The organism is Micromonospora tarapacensis, assembly GCF_019697375.1.
In the GTDB taxonomy this organism is placed as follows: domain Bacteria; phylum Actinomycetota; class Actinomycetes; order Mycobacteriales; family Micromonosporaceae; genus Micromonospora; species Micromonospora tarapacensis.
On record NZ_JAHCDI010000004.1, the window covers coordinates 1,350,135 to 1,369,746 of the forward strand.

Annotated in this window: 13 protein-coding genes and 7 pseudogenes; 12 read left to right on the forward strand and 8 right to left on the reverse strand. The window is 73.3% G+C overall.

Features of this window, described 5'->3' with window-relative positions; genetic code table 11:
• Positions 1-27: 27 nt before the first annotated feature.
• The 5 genes and pseudogenes from ctaD to KIF24_RS12075 all read right to left on the reverse strand — a co-directional run bounded on the left by ctaD (position 28) and on the right by KIF24_RS12075 (position 5,170).
• Positions 28-2,031, reverse strand: coding sequence for an aa3-type cytochrome oxidase subunit I (ctaD, locus tag KIF24_RS12060; RefSeq protein ID WP_221084121.1), 2,004 nt, complete (start codon positions 2,029-2,031; stop codon positions 28-30).
• A gap of 86 nt (positions 2,032-2,117) precedes the next feature.
• Positions 2,118-2,447 carry an ATP-binding protein gene (locus tag KIF24_RS32660; protein WP_331461361.1) on the reverse strand — a complete coding sequence of 110 codons (330 nt, stop codon included), beginning with the start codon at positions 2,445-2,447 and terminating at the stop codon, positions 2,118-2,120.
• 124 nt (positions 2,448-2,571) lie between these two features.
• Positions 2,572-2,844: pseudogene (locus tag KIF24_RS34440) on the reverse strand (STAS domain-containing protein); the annotation flags it as partial.
• A gap of 87 nt (positions 2,845-2,931) precedes the next feature.
• Positions 2,932-4,089, reverse strand: coding sequence for a glycosyltransferase (locus KIF24_RS12070; protein WP_221084122.1), 1,158 nt, complete (start codon positions 4,087-4,089; stop codon positions 2,932-2,934).
• Between the two features lie 97 nt (positions 4,090-4,186).
• Complete coding sequence (locus tag KIF24_RS12075; RefSeq protein WP_331461362.1) at positions 4,187-5,170, reverse strand: glucosyl-3-phosphoglycerate synthase; 984 nt, start codon at positions 5,168-5,170, stop codon at positions 4,187-4,189.
• Between the two features lie 266 nt (positions 5,171-5,436).
• On the opposite strand from KIF24_RS12075, the gene secA2 reads away from it, so the two are divergent.
• The 4 genes and pseudogenes from secA2 to KIF24_RS12095 all read left to right on the forward strand — a co-directional run bounded on the left by secA2 (position 5,437) and on the right by KIF24_RS12095 (position 10,050).
• A complete protein-coding gene (gene secA2, locus KIF24_RS12080; RefSeq protein ID WP_221084124.1) occupies positions 5,437-7,731 on the forward strand; it encodes an accessory Sec system translocase SecA2 in 2,295 nt (764 codons plus the stop codon).
• 191 nt (positions 7,732-7,922) lie between these two features.
• Positions 7,923-8,663, forward strand: coding sequence for a GAF and ANTAR domain-containing protein (locus KIF24_RS12085; protein WP_221087314.1), 741 nt, complete (start codon positions 7,923-7,925; stop codon positions 8,661-8,663).
• 79 nt (positions 8,664-8,742) lie between these two features.
• Positions 8,743-9,243 (forward strand): DUF2231 domain-containing protein, encoded by a 501-nt coding sequence (locus KIF24_RS12090; protein WP_221084125.1) that lies wholly within the window; start codon positions 8,743-8,745, stop codon positions 9,241-9,243.
• Positions 9,244-9,299: 56 nt separating this feature from the next.
• Positions 9,300-10,050 (forward strand): annotated as a pseudogene (locus tag KIF24_RS12095) (class I SAM-dependent methyltransferase).
• Between the two features lie 7 nt (positions 10,051-10,057).
• Here the strand turns inward: KIF24_RS12095 and KIF24_RS12100 are convergent.
• Positions 10,058-10,450, reverse strand: coding sequence for an ankyrin repeat domain-containing protein (locus KIF24_RS12100; protein ID WP_221084126.1), 393 nt, complete (start codon positions 10,448-10,450; stop codon positions 10,058-10,060).
• A 423-nt stretch (positions 10,451-10,873) separates the two neighbouring features.
• On the opposite strand from KIF24_RS12100, the gene KIF24_RS12105 reads away from it, so the two are divergent.
• The 8 genes and pseudogenes from KIF24_RS12105 to KIF24_RS12140 all read left to right on the forward strand — a co-directional run bounded on the left by KIF24_RS12105 (position 10,874) and on the right by KIF24_RS12140 (position 16,093).
• Positions 10,874-11,482, forward strand: coding sequence for a winged helix-turn-helix domain-containing protein (locus KIF24_RS12105; protein WP_221084127.1), 609 nt, complete (start codon positions 10,874-10,876; stop codon positions 11,480-11,482).
• A gap of 59 nt (positions 11,483-11,541) precedes the next feature.
• Positions 11,542-12,182: pseudogene (locus KIF24_RS12110) on the forward strand (uridine kinase).
• Between the two features lie 122 nt (positions 12,183-12,304).
• Positions 12,305-12,703, forward strand: a complete 399-nt coding sequence (locus KIF24_RS12115) for a TraR/DksA family transcriptional regulator (RefSeq protein ID WP_221084128.1) — start codon at positions 12,305-12,307, stop codon at positions 12,701-12,703.
• A gap of 45 nt (positions 12,704-12,748) precedes the next feature.
• A complete protein-coding gene (locus KIF24_RS12120; RefSeq protein ID WP_221084129.1) occupies positions 12,749-13,624 on the forward strand; it encodes a DUF72 domain-containing protein in 876 nt (291 codons plus the stop codon).
• 139 nt (positions 13,625-13,763) lie between these two features.
• A complete protein-coding gene (locus KIF24_RS12125) occupies positions 13,764-13,958 on the forward strand; it encodes a hypothetical protein (protein WP_221084130.1) in 195 nt (64 codons plus the stop codon).
• A complete protein-coding gene (locus tag KIF24_RS12130) occupies positions 13,951-14,379 on the forward strand; it encodes a DUF2267 domain-containing protein (protein WP_221084131.1) in 429 nt (142 codons plus the stop codon). Before KIF24_RS12125 ends, KIF24_RS12130 begins: the two co-directional genes overlap by 8 nt.
• Before the next feature lie 221 nt (positions 14,380-14,600).
• A pseudogene (locus tag KIF24_RS12135) lies at positions 14,601-14,832 on the forward strand (hypothetical protein); the annotation flags it as partial.
• 15 nt (positions 14,833-14,847) lie between these two features.
• Positions 14,848-16,093 (forward strand): annotated as a pseudogene (locus KIF24_RS12140) (cupin domain-containing protein).
• A 104-nt stretch (positions 16,094-16,197) separates the two neighbouring features.
• Here KIF24_RS12140 and KIF24_RS12145 read toward each other — a convergent pair.
• Together KIF24_RS12145 and KIF24_RS12150 are read right to left on the reverse strand one after the other, a co-directional pair.
• Positions 16,198-16,868, reverse strand: a pseudogene (locus tag KIF24_RS12145) (hypothetical protein).
• Positions 16,865-19,533: pseudogene (locus KIF24_RS12150) on the reverse strand (FtsK/SpoIIIE domain-containing protein). The pseudogenes KIF24_RS12145 and KIF24_RS12150 overlap by 4 nt, the downstream one beginning before the upstream one ends.
• Positions 19,534-19,612 lie beyond the last annotated feature (79 nt).

Genomic DNA, 19,612 nt, shown 5'->3' on the forward strand with positions numbered 1-19,612 from the left:
CCGCCCCACCCGTACCCGCCGGTCGGGTCAGTTCTCCGTCGTGTCGCCGGGCCCGCGTGGATGCCGCCACCGGTCGTTGGCCTGCGGCTCGCGGTCGGCCCCCAACGGGTTCTCCTCCGGTTCGTCGGTCTCGTCGAAGCTGGGCCGGCGCACCTCCTCCGGCTCCGGCACCTCGACCGGCCGGGCGCCGGACTGCGGCGCGGGTTCGTAGGCGACCGCCTCGCGTGCGCCGTGGGCTCCTTCGGCGCTGGGCGATTCGGGTACGTGTTCCTCGCGGTGCAGTTCTTCGCTGAACTCCTGCGGTGGCCGGGTGGTGCGTTGTGGCAGGTCTCGACCCAGGTCGGAGACGAGTTCGCCGTACTTGGCGTCGAAGGCGGGGCGCTCGGACCGGATCCGGGGCATCCGGTCGAAGTTGCGCAGTGGCGGCGGGCAGGTGGTGGCCCACTCGAGGGAGTTGCCGAAGCCCCAGGGGTCGTCGACGGTGACCTGTGCGCCGTAGCGCCAGGATTTCCAGGCGTTCCAGATGAAGAAGAGGGTGGACGCGCCGAGCACGAACGAGGAGATGCTGGAGATCGTGTTCAGCGTGGTGAAGCCGTCGGTGGGCAGGTAGTCGGCGTAGCGCCGGGGGAAGCCCTCGGCACCCAGCCAGTGGTGCACCAGGAAGGTGCCGTGGAAGCCGAGGAACATGGTCCAGAAGTGGAGCTTGCCGAGCCGTTCGTCGAGCATCCGTCCGGTCATCTTGGGCCACCAGAAGTAGAAGCCGCCGAACAGGGCGAAGACCACGGTGCCGAAGACCACGTAGTGGAAGTGCGCCACCACGAAGTAGCTGTCGTGGGTGTGCCAGTCGGCCGGCGGGCTGGCCAGCAGCACGCCGGTCAGCCCGCCGAGGAGGAACGTGACCAGGAAGCCGATGGAGAACAGCATCGGCGTCTCGAAGGTGAGCTGCCCCTTCCACATGCTGCCGATCCAGTTGAAGAACTTCACCCCGGTGGGCACCGCGATGAGGTAGCTGAGGATGCTGAAGAAGGGCAGCAGCACCTGACCGGTGGCGAACATGTGGTGCGCCCAGACCGTCATGGACAGCACGGAGATCGCGATGGTGGCCAGCACCAGACCGGTGTAGCCGAAGATCGGCTTACGGGAGAAGACCGGGATGATCTCGGTGATGATGCCGAAGAACGGCAGCGCGATGATGTAGACCTCGGGATGGCCGAAGAACCAGAACAGGTGCTGCCAGAGCATCGGCCCGCCGGTGTCCGGGTTGAAGACCTGCGCGTCGAGCAGCCGGTCGGCGGCCAGCGCGAGCAGCGCGGCGGCCAGCAGCGGGAAGACCAGGATCACCAACACGCTGGTGAACAGCATGTTCCAGGTGAAGATCGGCATCCGGAACATGGTCATGCCCGGCGCGCGCAGGGTCAGGATCGTGGTGATCAGGTTGACCGCGCCGAGGATGGTGCCGAGTCCGGAGACCACCAGGCCGATCACCCACATGTTCGCCCCGGCGCCGGGGGAGTGTTCGACGGTGCTCAGCGGCGTGTACGCGGTCCACCCGAAGTCGGCCGAGCCGGCCGGGGTGAGGAAGCCGCCGATGACCATCAGCCCGCCGAACAGGTAGAGCCAGTACGCCAGGGCGTTCAGCCGGGGGAACGACACGTCCGGCGCGCCGATCTGGATCGGCACGATGTAGTTGCCGAACCCGAACGCCGCCGGGGTGGCGAACAGCAGCAGCATCACCGCACCGTGCGAGGTGAACAGCTGGTTGTACTGCTCCGGGGAGAGGATCTGCATGCCCGGTCGGGCCAGCTCGGCGCGCATCACCATCGCCTCGATCCCGGCCACCAGGAAGAAGCCGAACGAGGTGAGCAGGTAGAGCAGACCGATCTGCTTGTGGTCGGTGGTGGCCAGGAACCTGACCAGCGAGGCGCCGGGGACCGGTCTGCGCAGCGGTCCGGGATAGCCGCCGAAGCGGGCCGGCGCGAGAATCGCCGGCCCCCGGTCCTGGCCAGGTTCGGTGGTTACCCGCTTGGGCATGAACGCTCACCCCGCTGACGACAGAAAGGACGGGCGTGGCTACCCGCCCCGCCGACCATGTAACCAGGCGAGAGCGGTAATTTCGGTCAATTCGCGGGTAGCGTGGCCCAGACGGCCTTTCCGTCGCCGGTCGGCGCGCTGCCCCAGCGGTCGGCCAGCTCGCGTACCAGCAACAGCCCGCGGCCGCCCTCGTCGCGTTGCCCGGCCCGGCCGGGCTCGGCCGCGGCGTGGCTGCCGTCGACCACCGTCAGGTGCAGCCACGGCCGGCGCAGGGTCACCGTGACCTGCATCGGCGTGCCGGCGTGCCGGACCACGTTGCCGACCAGCTCGCTGAGCACCACCGAGGCCGGGCCGACCGCCTCCGGCAGGTTCCACCGCGTGCAGGCGTCGGCGACCAGTTCCCGGCCCGGCGGCAGGCCGCAGCCACCGGCTCCAGGCTGACCCGCAGCCGGGGGCGGCTGCCGCGTCGGCGACCTGGGTCGCTTCGGTGCAGGTGTCGCGCACCGGCACCACCCGGCAGGCGGTCGACCCGGCCAGTGAGGCGGCGACCTCCGGTCCCGGCGCGCAGAGCACCATCGGCACGACCGGCCAGTCCGCGGCGCGGCGCGCCGCGGCGGCGAAGACCGACACCGCCAGCCGGTCCCGCACGGCCAGCTCGGCCAGGTCGACCACCAGTGTGTCGGGCTGGCGGGCCAGGCACCGGTCCAGGACGTCGTACGCCTGGCGCATGGTGGTCATGTCGAGGACGCCGACGAGGCGTACGACGGTGCCCGGTGACCCGTCGTGGACCTCGCAGGTGATCCGGCTCGCCATCGCCACCCTCGTCTCGCCGGCTTTGCGGAGCCTGCCAGATACCCGCCCGTTCACCCGGTGAAACCGCGCCGTGGCGTCACCGACAGCTCAGGCGGCGTGCAGCCGCGGTGTGCTGCCGAGCCGCCGGAGCTGCTCGTAGAGGGCGAGGTAGCGGCGGGCCATCACGGCCGGGGTGAACCGGGCCGCGGCCTCCCGGCGACACTCGTCCGGCTCCAGCAGGTCGGCGGCGAGCACGAGGTCGGCCAGTTCCTCCTCGTCCCCGGTGAGCAGCCCGGTGCGCCCGTGGTCGATCAGTTCCGGCAGGCAGCCCCGGGCCATCGCCACCACCGGTGTCCCCAGGGCCAGCGACTCCACCACCGCCGTGCCACCCGGCTCCTCCCAGCGCAGCGGGAACAGCGTGGCCCGGGCACCCGCGAGCAGGATGTCCCGGTCCCGACCGGCCACCGTGCCGATCCACCGCACCCGGTCACCGTCGAGGAACGGGACCACCTCGTCGTGGAAGTACCGCACGTCCGGATTCTGCCGCGCGTCGTCGCCGGCCGCGGCGAGGTCCGCCGGCCGGTGGTACGGGCCGACCGGCCCGGCCAGCACCAGCGGGAACCCGACCCGCCGGGCCAGCCGGACCGCCACGTCCTGCCCCTTACCCGGGTTGACCCGGCCCAGCACCAGCACGTACCCGCCCTTGGCCATCCGGGGACGCCGGTGCGCCTCCTCGGCGAGCGGGGTGGCCAGGTGCACGTGCCCGACCGAGTGCTTCAGCAGCGCCTTCGGCGCCCGGTTCAGCTGCGCGCCCGACACCCCGTTGACCCGGACCCGGTCTCCGCCGTCGAGACCGCCGTACAGCTCCGGATGCTTGGTCAGGTCCCAGTGCAGGGTGTGCAGCACCGGCGGCGCGTCCGGCCCCATCGCGGCGAGCGTGGCCAGGCCCACCGCCTCCACGTGGTCGTGCACCAGGTCGATGTCGTCGCGGGCGTGCAACTCGCGCACCACGGCGGCCAGGTGCGCCTGGGCGACGCCGCAGACCTGGTTGTACGGCCGCTGGAGGGCGCCGAACTGGCCTTCGGCGAAGACGGTGATCCGCTCGTCGACCGGCACGGTGCTGGTGCCCACCGAGGCGAGCACCACCCGTACGCCGAGGCGCCGCAGCGGCGGCACCAGCGTGGCGACGACGTTCTCGATCCCGCCGTAGCCGCGGGGCGGCACCGACAGCCACGGACCGGCGTTCATCAGGACGGTGAGACCCATCGTGTCGCGTCCCTCCCCTCGGCGGACCGATGGCCGGTCGAACCCCGGCCATCGGTCGCCTCCGGCGTCCGGCCGCCCCGGCTGACCCGCCGGCCGTTCAGGCGGCGGCCACCCGGCGCCGTGGCACCTGATGCCGCAGCTGCGCCAGCGGCGGTCGCTCCTCGACGGCGACGTCGCTGACCACGATCTCCCGGTCCAGGTTCGGCAGGGCCTCGGTGCCGCCGCGGCGGAACTGGGTCAGCAGGGCGGTGGGCAGCACCTCCGGGTTCGCCCAGCCTCGTCGTTGCAGTCGCGACCAGGCGGTGAGCATGATCTGGGCGGACATCCGGCCCAGCGCGGCGGTGTCCTGGTGCCGGTGTTTGCGCTCGCCCAGATCCACCTGGGCCAGCGCGTCCAGGCCGACGAGTTCGAGCAGGTCGATCAGCATGGCGGTCTCGACGCCGTAACCGGAGACGAACGGCACCTGCGCCAGCACCTCGCGGCGCCCGGCGTACTCGCCGGCGAGAGGTTGCACGAAACCGGCCAGTTCCGGCCAGAACAGGTTCAGCATCGGGCGGGCCATCAGCTCCGTCACCCGCCCGCCCCCGTCGGCCTCCACGCCGCTCGTGCTGACCAGCGGCCGGTGGTAGAAGCCCTTGACGAAGTCGACCGACCGGTCGGTGAGCAGCGGCCCGAGCAGCCCGGTGACGAAATGCGGACGGAACTCCCGCAGATCGGCGTCGACGAAGGCCACCACGTCGCCCTCGGCCGCCGCCAGCCCGGCCCAGAGCGCGTCGCCCTTGCCGGTCAGCCGGGGCAGCCCGCGGGTCATCGCGTCCTGGCTGACCACCTCCGCGCCGGCGGCCCGGGCCACCGACGCGGTGCGGTCGGTGGACCGTGAGTCGACCACGATCAGCTCGTCGACCAGCGACACCCGGTCCATCAGGTGCTCGCGGATGGTCGCCACGATCGCGCCCACGGTGGCTTCCTCGTTGCGAGCCGGCAGCACCACGCTGACCCGGCTGTCCCCCTTGGCACGCAGCAACCGCCGCGTCGGCCAGTCGGCCGCTGAGGTGGTCCGATAGGTGGCCCAGGCCTCCACCACCGGCGAGACCAGAGATTCGTCGTTGCGCACAGGCACCCCCTCGTCGGCGGGAAGACCGGGAAGTAGATTTCCCAGCACCCCGCACGCTAACCGGATCCGTCCTCCCAGCTTGATCACGACCGTGCTCCGGGCACGTTCCCGGCGGATGAACGTTTGATTGCGCCGGCCGGGGGACCCTCTCGGACCGGCGCTGAGGGGCACGAATGCGACGGCGCGCCGGGCGGGCCGCGAAAGCCGCCTCTCGTCGCGTACCGTTGCCGCTCATGGGTGTGTCGCAACGGTTGAAGACCAGGTTCCGCCGGTTCCTCCAGCGCCCGGGGACCACGGTCGACCTGGCCCCGCTGGAGAAGCTGCTGCCGGCCATCGAAGCGCGCGAGGAGGAGATCTCGGCGTTCGACGACGCCGAGCTCACCGAGGCGGCTGCGGCGGCGTCGAGCTACGAGGAGATCTGCGCGCTCGGCCGCGAGGCCGCCCGCCGCGGCATCGACCAGCGGCCATACGACGTGCAGCTGCTCGGCGCGATGTCGCTGCTCGCCGGCAAGGTCGCCGAGATGGCCACCGGTGAGGGCAAGACCCTCACCGCCGCGATCGCCGCGTACGGGCACGTCCGGCTCGGCAACGGGCCGGTGCACGTGCTCACCGTCAACGACTACCTGGCCCGCCGCGACGCCCAGTGGATGGAGCCGATCTACACCCTGCTCGGGCTCACCGTCGGCTGGGTCAACGAGGCGTCCACGCCGATCGAGCGGCGCGCCGCGTACGCCTGCGACGTGACCTACGTCTCGGTCAGTGAGGCCGGCTTCGACTTCCTGCGCGACCAGCTCGTCACCGACGTCGACGACCGGGTGCAGCGCCCGCTGCGCACCGCCATCGTCGACGAGGCCGACTCGATCCTGATCGACGAGGCCCGGGTGCCGATGGTGCTCGCCGGCTCGGTGCCCGGCGAGCAGGACCCGGTGCACGCCGCCGCAGCGCTGGTGCGCGGTCTGCGCCGGGGCAGGCACTACACGGTCGCCGAGGACGGCCGGAGCGTGGCGTTCACCTCCACCGGCCTGGCCTCGGTCGAGGCCAAGCTCGGCATCGACCTGTACGACGAGGAGAACGTCGAGCAGCTATCGGCGGTGAACGTGGCGTTGCACGCGCACGCCCTGCTGCACCGGGACGTGGACTACATCGTCCGGGACGGCACGGTCGAGTTGATCGACGAGATGCGCGGCCGGGTCGCCCAGCGTCGCCGCTGGCCCGACGGGCTCCAGGCGGCGGTCGAGGCCAAGGAGGGTCTGGACGCCACGGCCGAGGGCGAGGTGCTCGGCACCATCGCGGTGCAGGCGTTCATCGGCCTGTACCCGAAGCTGTGCGGCATGACCGCGACGGCGGTGCTCGTCGGCGACCAGCTGCGCGAGTTCTTCGGCCTGGAGGTCGCGGTCATCCCGCCGAACACCCCCTGCGTGCGGGTCGACGAGACGGACCGGATCTACGCCACCCGGGCGGAGAAGGAGGAGGCGCTGATCGACGAGATCAAACGCTGCCACTCCGACGGACGCCCGGTGCTGATCGGCACCCTCGACGTCAAGGAGTCCGAGCAACTGGCCGCCGGCCTCAACGCGGCGGGCGTGTCGTGCGTGGTGCTCAACGCCAAGAACGACGACGAGGAGGCGGCGATCATCGCCGAGGCCGGCGCGCACGGCGCGGTGACCGTCTCCACCCAGATGGCCGGTCGTGGCGTGGACATCCGGCTCGGTGGCAGCGACCAGGCCGACCGGGACCGGGTGGCCGAGCTGGGTGGCCTCTACGTGATCGGCGGCGGCCGGCACGACAGCCGCCGCGTCGACGACCAGCTGCGCGGCCGGGCCGGCCGGCAGGGCGACCCGGGCGGGTCGGTCTTCTTCGTCAGCCTGGAGGACGACCTCGTCGTCCGGCACGCCGGCGACGCGGTGCCGCCGTCGCCGCGGATGAACGCCGACGGCCTGGTCACGGATCCGCAGGTGGACTACGCCGTCGAGCACGCCCAGCGGGTGGCGGAGGGGGTCAACCACGAGATCCACCGCAACACCTGGCGCTACAGCGTGGTGACCGAGCAGCAGCGCAAGGCGCTCGCCGAGCGTCGGGAGCGGCTGCTGACCAGCGACGTCGCGGCGTTGATGCTGCTGGACAAGCTGCCGGAGAAGGCCGGCGAGATGGACGAGGACCTGCTGGCCCGGGTCGCCCGGTCGATCGCGCTCTACCACCTCGACCGGCTGTGGGCCGCCCACCTGGCCGAGCTGTCGGAGGTCCGCGAGGGCGTGCACCTGCGGGCCCTGGGTCGGCTCGATCCGCTCGACGAGTTCCACCGGGCCGCGGTGCCGGCCTTCACCGAGCTGGTCCCGGAGATCGAGGCGCGGACCCTGGCCACCTTCACCGAGACCGAGTTCGACGAGGACTGGCAGCCGGACGAGGGCGAGCTGGTGCGGCCGAGCGCCACCTGGACGTACCTCGTGCACGACAACCCGTTCGGTTCGGAGCTGGACCGGCTGATCGCCTCGGTCGGGCGGCGACTCAGCGGCGCCGGCTCTCGCTGAGCCCCGTCGGGCCGGCAGCGCACCTCGCGGTGGCACCCGTATCCTGGGGCCACGGTTTGCGCCGTTTCGACCGTTGTCGGCGCGGGTAGTAGGGCGAGTCCGTGGTGTCGAGGGGCGGTCGCCGAGCCGCGGCCCCAGCCGAGGAGGAGACAGGTGACGACGCTGGCCGGGCGTACGAGGGCTGGGCGCCGGTGAACCTGGAGGCCAGTCCACCGCTGGCGGAGACCCTCGGGGTGCTGGAGACGGCGGCTCTGCTGCGGGAGTTGACCGCCGGCCTGATCGCCGTCGACGACTTCGACCAGGCGCTGTCCGGGCTGGTCCGGATCACCCGCGACGCGCTGGTCGGGGTTCGCTGGTGCGGATTCACCGCGCTGCGGGCCGGTGAGCCGGCCGGCGTGGCCGCCTCCGACGCCACGCTCAGCGGGCTGGACGACCTGCGGTACGGCGCGGACACCCCGGCGATGGACGCCATCCGGCGCCGGGAGATGGTCGGCGCGGAGGACCTGGGCGCCGAACCGCGCTGGTCGGGCTGGACCCCGCGGGCCCGCGAGCTGGGAGTGCGGGGGGTGATCTCGGCGCCGGTCGACATCGACGACCAGGTGATCGGTGCGGTGACCCTCTACGCCGGTGAGTCCGACGTGCTCACCCCGGGCCACCAGCTGACCGCGATGCTGCTCGCCGAGCACGCCGGTCTGCTGCTGGCGGCGGTACGCGACCGGGAGCGGCGCGCCGTGCTGGCCGGTGAGCGGGACGCCGCGCTGCTCGGCGAGGGCGTGATCGGCCAGGCCGTAGGCGTGATCATGACCCAGCGCGGCTGCCCGGCCCAGGACGCCCTCGACGTGCTGCGCACCGCGGCGTCATCGTTGTCGATCCCGCTGCGCGAGGTGGCGGAGCGGCTGGTCAGCACGGTCTCCCGGCCCCGGGACAACTGACCGCGGCGGGTCGTTTCGCCGAGGCGGCGCCCGGGTAGCACCCTGGGCTGATGGGCTGAACCGATCCCAGGGGGCGACAATGCAGAGCCGGCTGCGGGTGCAGGGGCATCCGATCCAACCGATGTTGGTGACATTCCCGTACGGGCTCTTCGTCTGCGCCACCATCTTCGATCTCGCCGACGTGATCGGCGGTCCGGTGTTCCTGGGCGAGGTCGGCTACTGGACGGCGGTGGCCGCCCTGGTGGCGGCGGCGTTGACGGCGGTGGCCGGGATGGTCGACCTGTGGGACGTGCCCCCGGACCGGACCCGCCGCACCGCGGTCACCTTCAACCTCGTCAACGCCGGCATGGCCGGGCTGTTCCTGCTGTCCTGCCTCGTCCGGGCCGGCGCGTCGAACCGCGGCGCGTCACCGGTGCTGCTGATCGTCGAGTTGCTCGCCCTCACCGTCGGCGGCCTGGGTGTCCACCTCGGTGCCCGGTTGATGCGTCACTTCGAGGCGGGCCGGGTCGAGACCACCGGCCTCGACGCCCTCCGCACCGTCGACGGGCCCACCGCCGAGATCGTCGGCGGTGGGCGGTAGGGCGGGGCGCCGGAATCTGTGTTGCCGGCCGGCGGCGCGCCCGGCAGGCTGGCCCGGTGACGGCCGACGCGAGCTTCGAGGAACTGGTCGCCGAGGGGGCCGCCGCACCGGTGACGGGCTGGGGTTCGACTGGCTCGCCGGCCGGGCCACCGAGGAGCGGCCACCCTGGGGTACGCCCGCCTGATGGCGGCGCGGATGGCGGCGGCCGACGCGGCGTTGGACATCGACACCGGCGGGGCAGAGGTCCTCGCCGAGGTGCCCCACCCGCCCCGGCTGCTGGCCGCGACCGAGGCGTGGCCGCCGAACGTGCCGGTGGCCCGGGCCAATCTGCGCCCACTCGGTGCGAGCGTGGTGGCGGTGACCGCCGACGCGCCGCTGCCCTTCCGGGACGCCGCCTTCGACCTGGTGGTCAGCCGGCATCCGGTGCGTACCGACTGGCCGGAGGTGGCCCGGGTGCTGCGCCCCGGCGGGACGTTCCTGTCCCAGCAGATCGGCCCGGGGACGATGGGTGAACTCAGCGAGGCGATCCTCGGGCCGTTGCCGCCGCCGCGGCGGCACCCCGAAAGGGCGGTCGCCGCTGCCCGGGCGGCCGGTCTGACGGTGCTGGACCTGCGCGAGGCGACGCTGCGTACGGTCTTTCACGATATCGGCGCGGTGGTCTGGTTCCTGCGCAAGGTGGTCTGGACCGTGCCCGGCTTCACCGTGGCGGCCCACCGGCCCGCCCTGCTCCGGCTGCACGCGCGCATCCAGGCCGAGGGCCCGTTCGTCGCCCACGCCCGCCGGTTCCTCATCGAGGCCGCGAAGTAGGCGCTGCTCAGGCGGGACGCAGCAGGGCGAGCATCTCCGGCAGGTCGAAGAACTGGGCGGTCTCCACGGCGGACGGACTACCGCCGTCGGGGTCGGCGCCGGCGTCGAGCAGCGCGCGGACCGCCTCGGAGTTCTTGCGGAACACCGCCGCGGCCAGCGCGGTCTGCCCCCGGTCGTTGGCGCGGGTGTGGTCGGCGCCGCGGGTCAGCAGCGCGTCGACGGTGTCCGGATGGGCGTGGTACGCCGCCAGGATCAGCAGGCTGTCGCCCTTCTCGTTGGTCAGGTCGACCGGCAGCCCCGCGTCGACGAACCCGGCCAGTTCCGCGGTCGCGCCGTCGCGCGCCAGGTCGAACATCCGGTGCGCGAACTCCAGGGTCTCGGCGTCGAGTTCATCGCTCACCGGTACAGGCTAGTCGTCGTCGTGCCGCCGTTCGCGGCCGGTCGGACGATCTCGGTCGGCGGTCGGGCCCGGTCGGCCAAGGGCAGGACGCGAACCAGGCCCGTGTCACCGCGCCGCCGGGCTGTCCCGTCCGCGTGACAGCGAGGGTTCGTGGGAGCGTGATCACCCGACGTCGCGCTCGGTACGGGTCGCTCGGTCGAGGGCACGCGGATCGCCACGGTGACCCCCCGCATCAGGTCAACTTGGCGACTCTGCTGTAATCATCTTGCCTCGTACGGAGAGCGAGCGGTCGGCTCCGATGTGTCGGTCAATTGTCACATTCATGCAACGCAGTCGGCCCTTGATTCTCGTACGGTCGCCGGGAAGCATCGAAAGGCGGCGTCCCGGGGCCGTGGGGAAAACCCGGACCAGCCAAGGAGGACCATGTCGGTCAGCCCCGCTTCGTCGCGCGCCGGATGGCACACGTCCCAACCCGCGGTTCCCGGTCGACCTCCCGGCGGTCAGCGCCGTCCCACCAGCGCCGCCAGTCCGGTGCTCACGGTCACCCTGTCCATCCCGCTGGCGTGTGAGGAGTCGCTGACCCCGGCCGCGCGCCGCCTGCTGGACGCGGCGCGGGAGATGCTGGAGCGGGGGGAGGGCACCATCTCCACCGCCGCCGTGGTGCCGGAGCGGCGCACCGAGGCGGTCCCCGCCGGGCGTACGCCGGCGCGGCAACTCGCCCCGACCATTCCCACCCTGCACATCCTGGCCTCGTCCCGGTCGGTGCTGCGCGACGGGGATCCGCTGCCCCTGACCCGGCTGGAGTTCGACCTGCTGCTGCACCTGGTGGCGCACCCCCGGCGGGTCTTCACCCGGCTCCAGTTGCTCAACGCGGTCTGGGGTTACGAGCATGCCGGCGTCCGTACCGTGGACGTGCACGTCCGCCGGCTGCGCGGCAAGGTCGGCGTGGACGTTCCGCTGGTCACCACCGTCTACGGAGTCGGCTACCGGTTGGCCGACGACGCCCGCGTCACCCTGGACCACACGGGCTGACCCCCGGCGGCCGGCCGGGTGCCGGTGTGCCTGTCGCGGTCACCGGGCACGATGGTCGGATGCGTGTGCGTCCCATCTCGCCGGAGCTTCTGGTCGCCGAGTTGGCCGTCCGGCTCGCCGGGGCCGAGCCGGACGGGCGGCTGCGGGTCGCCGTGGACGGCGCCCCGCCGCCCGTCCCGACGAGCTGGCCGCCGCCCTGGTCGACCCGCTGCGCGCCCTCGGCCGTCCGGCGCTGCACGTGCGGGCCGACGACTTCCTGCGACCGGCCTCGGTCCGGCTGGAACGGGGCCGCACCAATCCGGACGCGTACTACGAGGGCTGGGTCGACGAGGTCGGGCTGCGCCGCGAGGTGCTGGACCCGGCCGGGCCGGTCGGGACCGGTCGGCTGTTGCCCACGCTCTGGGACGCAGAGGCCGACCGGGCCAGCCGGGCCCGGTACGTCGAACTGCCGCCCGGCGGTCTGGTGGTGGTCAGCGGTGCCTTCCTGCTCGGCGCCGGGCTGCCGTTCGATGTCGTCGTGCACCTGGAGATGTCGGCCGCCGCACTGGACCGGCGCACCGATCCCGACCTGGCGTGGACGCTGCCCGCCTTCGACCGGTACGCCGCCGAGGTCGCCCCGGCGACCTTCGCCGACGTGGTGGTCCGGGTCGACGACCCGCGCCGCCCGGCGCTGGTGGAATCCGCCGATGAGGCGGTTTGATCCCGGGGCGAGCAGGGTATTCGCGGGGCTCACAGCGCCTGGGTGTGATCACTTGGGCGGTATGACCGGATGGGGAAGGCCCCGTCCGCGACGACGATGAGGCCCAGGAAAGGCAGGCAGCCATGCTCGTCCACGACACGGTCGGCACGGGCCGACCTCAGGCGGAGATCGATCAGATCCGGCTCTCCCTGCGGGCCCGCCACGACGAGCTGTCGGCGGAGTACGAGCAGGCGGTGCAGCAGAGTCAGGTGCTGCGGCTGGTCGAGGTCGGCGACACCGCCGGCGACGACCAGGCAGACAGCGGTACCAAGACCGCCGAGCGGGACACCGCGCAGTCGTTGCTGCGCACCATCCTGGACCGTCGGGCCCAGTACGAGCACGCCCTGACCCGCCTCGACGAGGGCACCTACGGCTTCTGCGAGGGCTGCACCGCACCCATCCCCGTGGAGCGGCTGGAGATCTTCCCCTCGGCCACCACCTGCGTGGCCTGCAAACAGACCCGCGAACGCCGGGCAGCCTGAGTCGCAGCGGTTGCCGGCCGGTCCGGGACACGGTGGACTGCACCCGTGGGTGAGCTCAAGGTGGGCACCGCGTCCTGGACCGACCGGACCCTGCTCGACTCGGGCTGGTACCCGCAGACGGCCGACACACCCGAGAAGCGGCTCGCCTACTACGCGCGGCAGTTCCCGCTGGTCGAGGTCGACGCCACCTACTACTCGCCGCCGGCCGAGCGTACGGCGAAACTGTGGGCCGAGCGCACCCCGGCCGGCTTCACCTTCAACATCAAGGCGTTCAGCCTGCTCACCGGCCACCCCACCAAGGTCAGTGCGATCTACAAGGACCTGCGGCCGGAGACCGACAAGCGCAACCTCTACCCCGACGACCTGCCGCCGCAGGCGTACGAGGAGGTCTGGACGCGCTTCCTCAGCGCCCTCGACCCGCTGGTCGGGGCGGGCAAGCTCGGCGCGCTGCTGTTTCAGTTCCCACCCTGGTTCACCATCCGGCGGGACAACAAGCAGTATCTGCTGGAGGTGACGAAGCGCTGCGCGCCGCTGCGACCGGTCTTCGAGTTCCGGCACGCCTCCTGGTTCGACGGTGACAACGCCGCGGAGACCCTCGACCTGCTGCGCAGGCACCGGCTGGCGTACGTCGGCGTGGACATGCCACAGGGCCACCGCTCCTCGATCCCGCCGGTGCTGGCCGCCACCTCGGACCTCGCGGTGGTCCGCTTCCACGGCCACAGCGACAGGTGGACCAGCAAGGACATCCACGAGAAGTTCGGCTACCGCTACTCGGACCGGGAGCTACGAGACTGGGCGCCCAGGCTGCGGGAGCTGGCCGCCGAGACACAGCAGACCCACGTGCTGATGAACAACTGCTACCGGGACTATGCCCAGACCAACGCCCAACAACTCCAGGCCCTCCTCACCGAACCCGCCTAGGCCCGCGTCGCCGTGGCGTCGGCCGGTCGTCTCACCCGGCCGGGGTGAGGGCGGCTCACCCCGACCGTGCCGACCATGGGGGAGTGCGGTCGGCTCCGTCGACCGTGCCGTGAAGGCGACATCACGGGGGTGGTTGACGATGACGGCTGGCGTGCTACCGCACCGGCGACGCGAGGTGGTGCTGCACGTCGTCGGGAGCATCGACCGGGCCCGACGGGTGCCGCGGGCCGGCCAGGGCAGCCCGATCCGGTCCCGGCGTGACCCGCTGGGCCCGCCGCGACGCCACGACGACCGACGGTGGGAAACCGACCTACGGGGGTGGACAGATGGCTGAGCAGTTCCAGTCCGCGATCGAGTCTTCGGTGGACAAGACCAACCTGATCCTGAAGGACATCGAGCAGGCGTACGGGTGGCCGAAGGAGCGGCGTAACCAGTCGTACGCCGCCCTTCGTACCGTGCTGCACCTGTTGCGTGACCGGATGCCGGTGCAGGAGAGCGTGGAGTTCTCCGCGCAGCTGCCGATGGTGGTGCGGGGCGTCTACTTCGACGGCTGGCAGCCGCAGGACGTGCCGATCAAGCTCAACCGGGACGACTTCCTCTACGAGGTCCGCCAGGGCTTCCCGTACGACGTGGAGGGCGGTCCGGAGCGGGTGGTTCAGGTGGTGCTTGACACCCTGCGCCGGCACGTCACCCAGGGCGAGTGGGACGACGTGACGGACACCATGCCCGCCGGCATCGCCCGGATCATGCCCTGACCGGCCACCTCGCGGCCCGCCCCACCGTCGGGGCGGGCCCCGGCCCGGACCGGCGGTCGCGTTCGGTGGCCCGCGGCCGGTGCGGTGAACCGGTCGTGACGGGCGGTCCGGGCGTTTACCGTGGGATCAGGTGTGGTTAGAGAAGATCGGCCGCGGGGTACCACCCGCGGCACGACGCACCCGACCAACGGCGGCGGGGCGGGTCCATCCGAGGGAGCACGATGCCACTCAACGACGACGACATGCAGACCACCGGCGGCGGCGGGCCCGAGGGCCGGCCGACGGCGGTGCCACCCAGGTCAGCACGACGGTGGCGCGGACGGTGGCGCCGAGGGCCGGCCGACGGCGGTGCCACCCGGGCCAGCACGACGGTGGCGCCGACGGTAGCGCCGAGGGCCGGCCGACGGCGGTGCCACCCCGGGCCAGCATGACGGCGGCGCCGACGGCAGCGCCTGACGGCCGTTCACCATGACGCACCTCGACCCGCCGGGCGGCCACGGCCGCCCGGCGGCCCTGGTCCGCTGCGTCAGCGTGGAGCCGGCGAAGTTCGCCACCGCGCACTGGGGACGCACGCCACTGCTGTCCCGCGCCGCCGAACTGCCCAACCCGGCCGGCTTCACCGATCTGCTCAGCCCCGCCGACGCCGACGAGTTGCTCAGCCGGCGCGGGCTGCGTACCCCGTTCCTGCGGGTGGCCCGGGACGGCCAACTGCTGCCGGCACAGCAGTACACCGGCGGTGGCGGTGTCGGTGCCGAGATCGGCGATCAGGTCCTCGACGAGAAGGTCCTCCAGCTGTACGCCGATGGCGCCACCCTCGTCCTGCAGGGCCTGCACCGCAACTGGCCGGCGCTTATCGACTTCACCGGTGAGCTGAGCCGGGCCGTGGGCCAGCCGATGCAGGTCAACGCCTACCTGACGCCGCCCGGAAGTCAGGGTTTCGCCACCCACTACGACACCCATGACGTCTTCGTGCTCCAGGTCGACGGTCGCAAACACTGGCGCATCCACCCGCCGGTGCTGCCCGATCCGCTGGAACGCCAGCCGTGGGGCGGGCGGGCCGACGAGGTCTCCGCCACGGCGCAGGGCCTGGCCGCGCTGGACGTGGTGCTGGAGCCGGGCGACACGCTCTACCTGCCCCGGGGGTGGCTGCACAGCGCCCAGGCCCAGGAGTCCAGCTCGCTGCACCTGACCGTGGGCATCCGGGCGCTGACCCGGTACGCGCTGGTCGAGGAGTTGCTCGGGCTGGCCGCCGAGGACCAGCGGCTGCGCGCGACGCTGCCGTTCGGCACCGACCTGGCCGACCCGGACGCCGTCGAACCGGAGCTGACCGAGACCGTCGAGGCGCTGCGCGACTGGCTGCTGCGCGCCGACCCGGGGCGGTGGCAGCCCGGCTGCGGCAGCGGGTCTGGCCGGCGTCCCGCCCGGTCCCGATTCGTCCCTGGCCCAGGCCGCCGCGCTCGCCGCGCTGGACGCGGACAGCCGGGTCACCGTCCGGCCGGGCCTTCGCTGGCAGCTCGGCGCTGCGGGCGAGCGGGTCGCGCTGCGCCTGTTCGACCGCACGATCACCCTGCCCGCGCGGTGCGCGCCCGCGGTGCGCGCCCTGCTCGCCGGCGACGTGATCCGGGTGGCCGACCTGCCGGGCCTGGACACCGACGCCGACCGCCTGACCCTCACCCGCCGCCTCCTCCGCGAAGCCGCCCTGACCCCCGCCTGACTCGACCCCCCCACCGCCCGAGCGCTGTTGACCATGAGGTTGCCGGCGGATTCGGAGATCGAACCGACCGCTAACTTTATGATCAACAACCCGGCGGGTGGGGGCTAGGAGAGGAGGGGGAGGGCGAGGAGGAGGAAGGTGGTGGTGAGGCCGGCGGCCACCACGATCAGCACGGGGCGAGGGCTCAGCACGGCGTGTTGCCGGTCGGCGATCACCCGCGCCGGGATCAGTCCCAGGACCGGGCCGAGCAGCGTCACCACCAGGGCCAGCACCGGCAGGCCGACGGCCAGGTCACCGTCGTTGCGTCCGGCCAGGGCGCGGGCTCCGGCGCCCAGCACGTACGCCAGCACCGCACCGGCCATCCCGCACAACGCCAGCAGCGGGTTGACGTTGCCCGGCAGTTCGCCCGGTTGTCGGGTACGCCGCAGCAGGTCCCGTACGCCATCCAGCAGCGCGACCGGCTCGGCGGTGGCGTCCGGCACGGGCGTCGGGGAGCGCCGGCCCGCCGTCCGCCGCCGCCCAGCCGGCTGTTCAGCTCCTGCCACAGGATCGCCACCTCGGCGTCCACCCGCTCCTGCGCCTCGCGCGCCGCGACCAGTTCCCGTTCGGCCCGGCTGACCTCGTCGGCGGACTCGGCCACCGCCCGGTCGGCCGCCGCGCACTGCTGCTCGTGCCAGGCCCGGGCCTCCTCGCGCTGCTCCTGCACCCGGGCGGTCAGCTCGGCGAGCCGCCGGAGCTGGGACGCGTACGTCTCGCTGGTCACCGCTTCGTTCATCGCGATGGTCCGTAGGGGATGATGGTCTGCCCGCTGCGGTGCACCGCCCGGTCGAAGAAGAGTCCCCGCCACGGCCGGGGATACCAGTCCGGCCCGCCGCTGCCCGGGTACAACGACGAGCCCAGCTCCCCGCCGTGGGTGTCCAGCGCGACCCAGGCGCCGATCTGGTCGGTACGGGCGCCCGTCCCACCCAGGTCGGCCCGCATCCGGGCCACCCCGCGCCACCAGGCCAGCACGTGCGTGCGCCGCTCGGGGCCGTCGTGCAGGATCCGGCGCAGGTGTTCCAGCCCGGTGCTCCGCCCGGCCCGGGCCGCGAGCGTCCCGGCCGCCGCGTCGACGGCGAACAGCAGCAGGTAGTGCGGCGCCCCCGTGCCCCCGGGCGCACCCAGGCCGTCGGCCGTCTCGGTCATCAGCTCGGCCACGGTCTCCTCGTCGTACCAGGCGGCGTCGTCGGCGAGATCGTCGTAGAGGGCCCGGGCCGCCGGGTCGGCGTCCGGATCCAGGCAGGCGATGGAGAACCGGGCACTGCCGGGGCGGTGCTGCCGGGCCAGCGACCGGGCCGCCGCGTCCAGCACCGCGCACGCCTCGTCGATCCGGGTGCCCAGCACGGCCAGGTTTCGCCCCGGCGCCCGGGGCAGCCGCAGTACCGCCGAGCGGGCCTGCACGTCGATGATCTCCCCGAGCAGCGCGACCGGATTCCGCGGTGTGCCCACCTCCGGCGCCCGCAGCGCCCGGAAGTCCGGCGCATCGGCCAGCCGCGGGATCGCGTCGCCGTCGAAGAGGCGCGCGGGTGCCGCCTCGGCCGGGCGCATCCGCCACAGCCGGTGCTGCAGTCCGCTCCAGGTCTCCCAGTCGCCCGCCGACGGGATCCGGGCCACCTGGTTTCCCTCGGCCAGCCCGGACTCGGCGTTGACCACCGCGTGGTGCCGTGGCAGCGACTGGGCGGCGTCGTTGCGTTCGGCGAGGATCCGCAGCGCCTTGGGCAGCGCGATGCGCAGGGTGAACTGCGCGACCAGGGCGGGGCGGCCCCACAACGCCTCGATGCCCCGCACGTCCTGCGAGGCCAGCACCAGGTGGATGCCCTGCGAGCGACCCCGTCGGGCCAGGTCCTCCAGCAGGTCGGCCGCCTCCCGGGCCACCGCGTCCCGGCCCGCCAGCAGCATCTGGAACTCGTCGACCACCGCCACGATCCGCGGCCAGTGCCCGGTCGGGTCCACCGTACGCAGCTCGGAGAGCTTGGTGGCCTCGTGCTTCTTCGCCGCGTCGGCGCGCCGGCGCAGTTCCTCGGCGAGGAACCGCAACAGGGCCAGGCCGAACTCCCGGTCGGTGTTGACGTTGATGCCGACCAGCCGCATGTGCGGCAGCCAGCTCGGGTCGCGCCGGCCCTGGGCGAACCGGGCGAAGGACACCCCCTCCTTGAAGTCCAGCAGGTAGAACTCCAGCTCGGTGGGGGAGTACCGGGCGGCCAGCGCGCCGATCCAGGCGAAGATCAGGTTGGTCTTGCCGGTGCCGGAGGGCCCGCCGATCAGCGCGTGCGGCGGGTAGTCGCCGAGGGTCAGCAGCACCGGCCGGCCGTGCGGTCCCTCGCCGATCGGCGCGGTCAGACCGGTCGCCGAGTCCTCGCGCCACATCCGGTCGGCCGGCGGCAGCAGGTCGCTGAACGGCGTGGGTGCGGGGCCGGCGTTGACCACGGTGGCGATGTCCCGGCAGGTCTCGGTGACCAGCGTGGCCGGCGGGGGCGGGTCGAGGCGAACCGGCAGGCTGCCGACCCGGGCACCGTCGGCGGTCACCAGCACCCGGGTGACCGCCGGATCGTCGGGCAACGGGACACCCCGCACGATCAGGTGTACGCCGCACGCGGCGCCGGCGCGCACCACCCGGTCGAGTTGGCCGCGCTCGTGCCGGGACAACTCCTCCCCGCCGAGCAGCACCGCGACCCGCCAGGGCTCCGGGCGGCGCCCCGTCGCGGCGGCCAGCTCGCGCAGCGAGGCGTGCTCGCCGGCGAGGACGGTCTCGTTGATCCGGCGGACCTGCTCCACCAGGTCGTCGAGCAGCCGGCCCAGGCCACCCGGCCCGACGAAGGTGAGCAGCCCGGCCGGGCCCAGCGGGGCGAAGCCGGCCAGCCCGCCGCCGAGGCGGTCCGGGTCGTAGCCGACCAGCCGTACGCCTCCCGGCGTGGCCCGGCCCAGGCTGCGCAGCAGCAGCGCGGACACCACCGCCGCGCAGCCCTCCGCGTCCCCGTCCAGCGCCACGTGCCCGCCGTCGAGCAGCGCCACCAGCGCCGGCACCGGCTCTGCCCCGACCAGCCGGACGGTGCCGACCCGCGTCGCGCCCGGCGGCTCGGCCCGGTCGGCGGGGTGGGCCGCCACGCCGGCCAGGCCGCCGAACCCGCGCCGGGCGCCTCCCGGGCGGCGGCCTCGGCCGCCCGCCGGGCCAGGATCTCCAGCCGCGCGGCGTGCCGGGAGTCGATCTCGGCGAGGCGACGGTCGCGTTCGGCGCCCACCCGCTCGGGTACGCCCGCGGCGGCGCGGCGCACGCGTACCGACCGCTCCCGCGCGGCGGCCAGCGCGAACTCGGCCGCCGCCAGCCGGGTGCGGGACGCGCCGAGCGCCTCGGCGAGCAGTTCCCGGACCCGGGCGACCAGCTGATTGCGCCGGTCAGCCATCGATCCCGCGCCTCGGCCCGCCGGTCGTGCGGTGGCCGGCCGTGGGCCGCGCCGGGGTCCACGGTGTGGCTCGACCTGC

Coding starts and splice junctions, on each gene's coding strand:
- ctaD (WP_221084121.1), bottom strand. CDS start 2,031: ATGCCCAAGCGGGTAACCACCGAACCTGGCCAGGACCGGGGGCCGGCG.
- KIF24_RS12070 (WP_221084122.1), bottom strand. CDS start 4,089: ATGGGTCTCACCGTCCTGATGAACGCCGGTCCGTGGCTGTCGGTGCCG.
- secA2 (WP_221084124.1), top strand. CDS start 5,437: ATGGGTGTGTCGCAACGGTTGAAGACCAGGTTCCGCCGGTTCCTCCAG.
- KIF24_RS12090 (WP_221084125.1), top strand. CDS start 8,743: ATGCAGAGCCGGCTGCGGGTGCAGGGGCATCCGATCCAACCGATGTTG.
- KIF24_RS12105 (WP_221084127.1), top strand. CDS start 10,874: ATGTCGGTCAGCCCCGCTTCGTCGCGCGCCGGATGGCACACGTCCCAA.
- KIF24_RS12115 (WP_221084128.1), top strand. CDS start 12,305: ATGCTCGTCCACGACACGGTCGGCACGGGCCGACCTCAGGCGGAGATC.
- KIF24_RS12125 (WP_221084130.1), top strand. CDS start 13,764: ATGACGGCTGGCGTGCTACCGCACCGGCGACGCGAGGTGGTGCTGCAC.
- KIF24_RS12130 (WP_221084131.1), top strand. CDS start 13,951: ATGGCTGAGCAGTTCCAGTCCGCGATCGAGTCTTCGGTGGACAAGACC.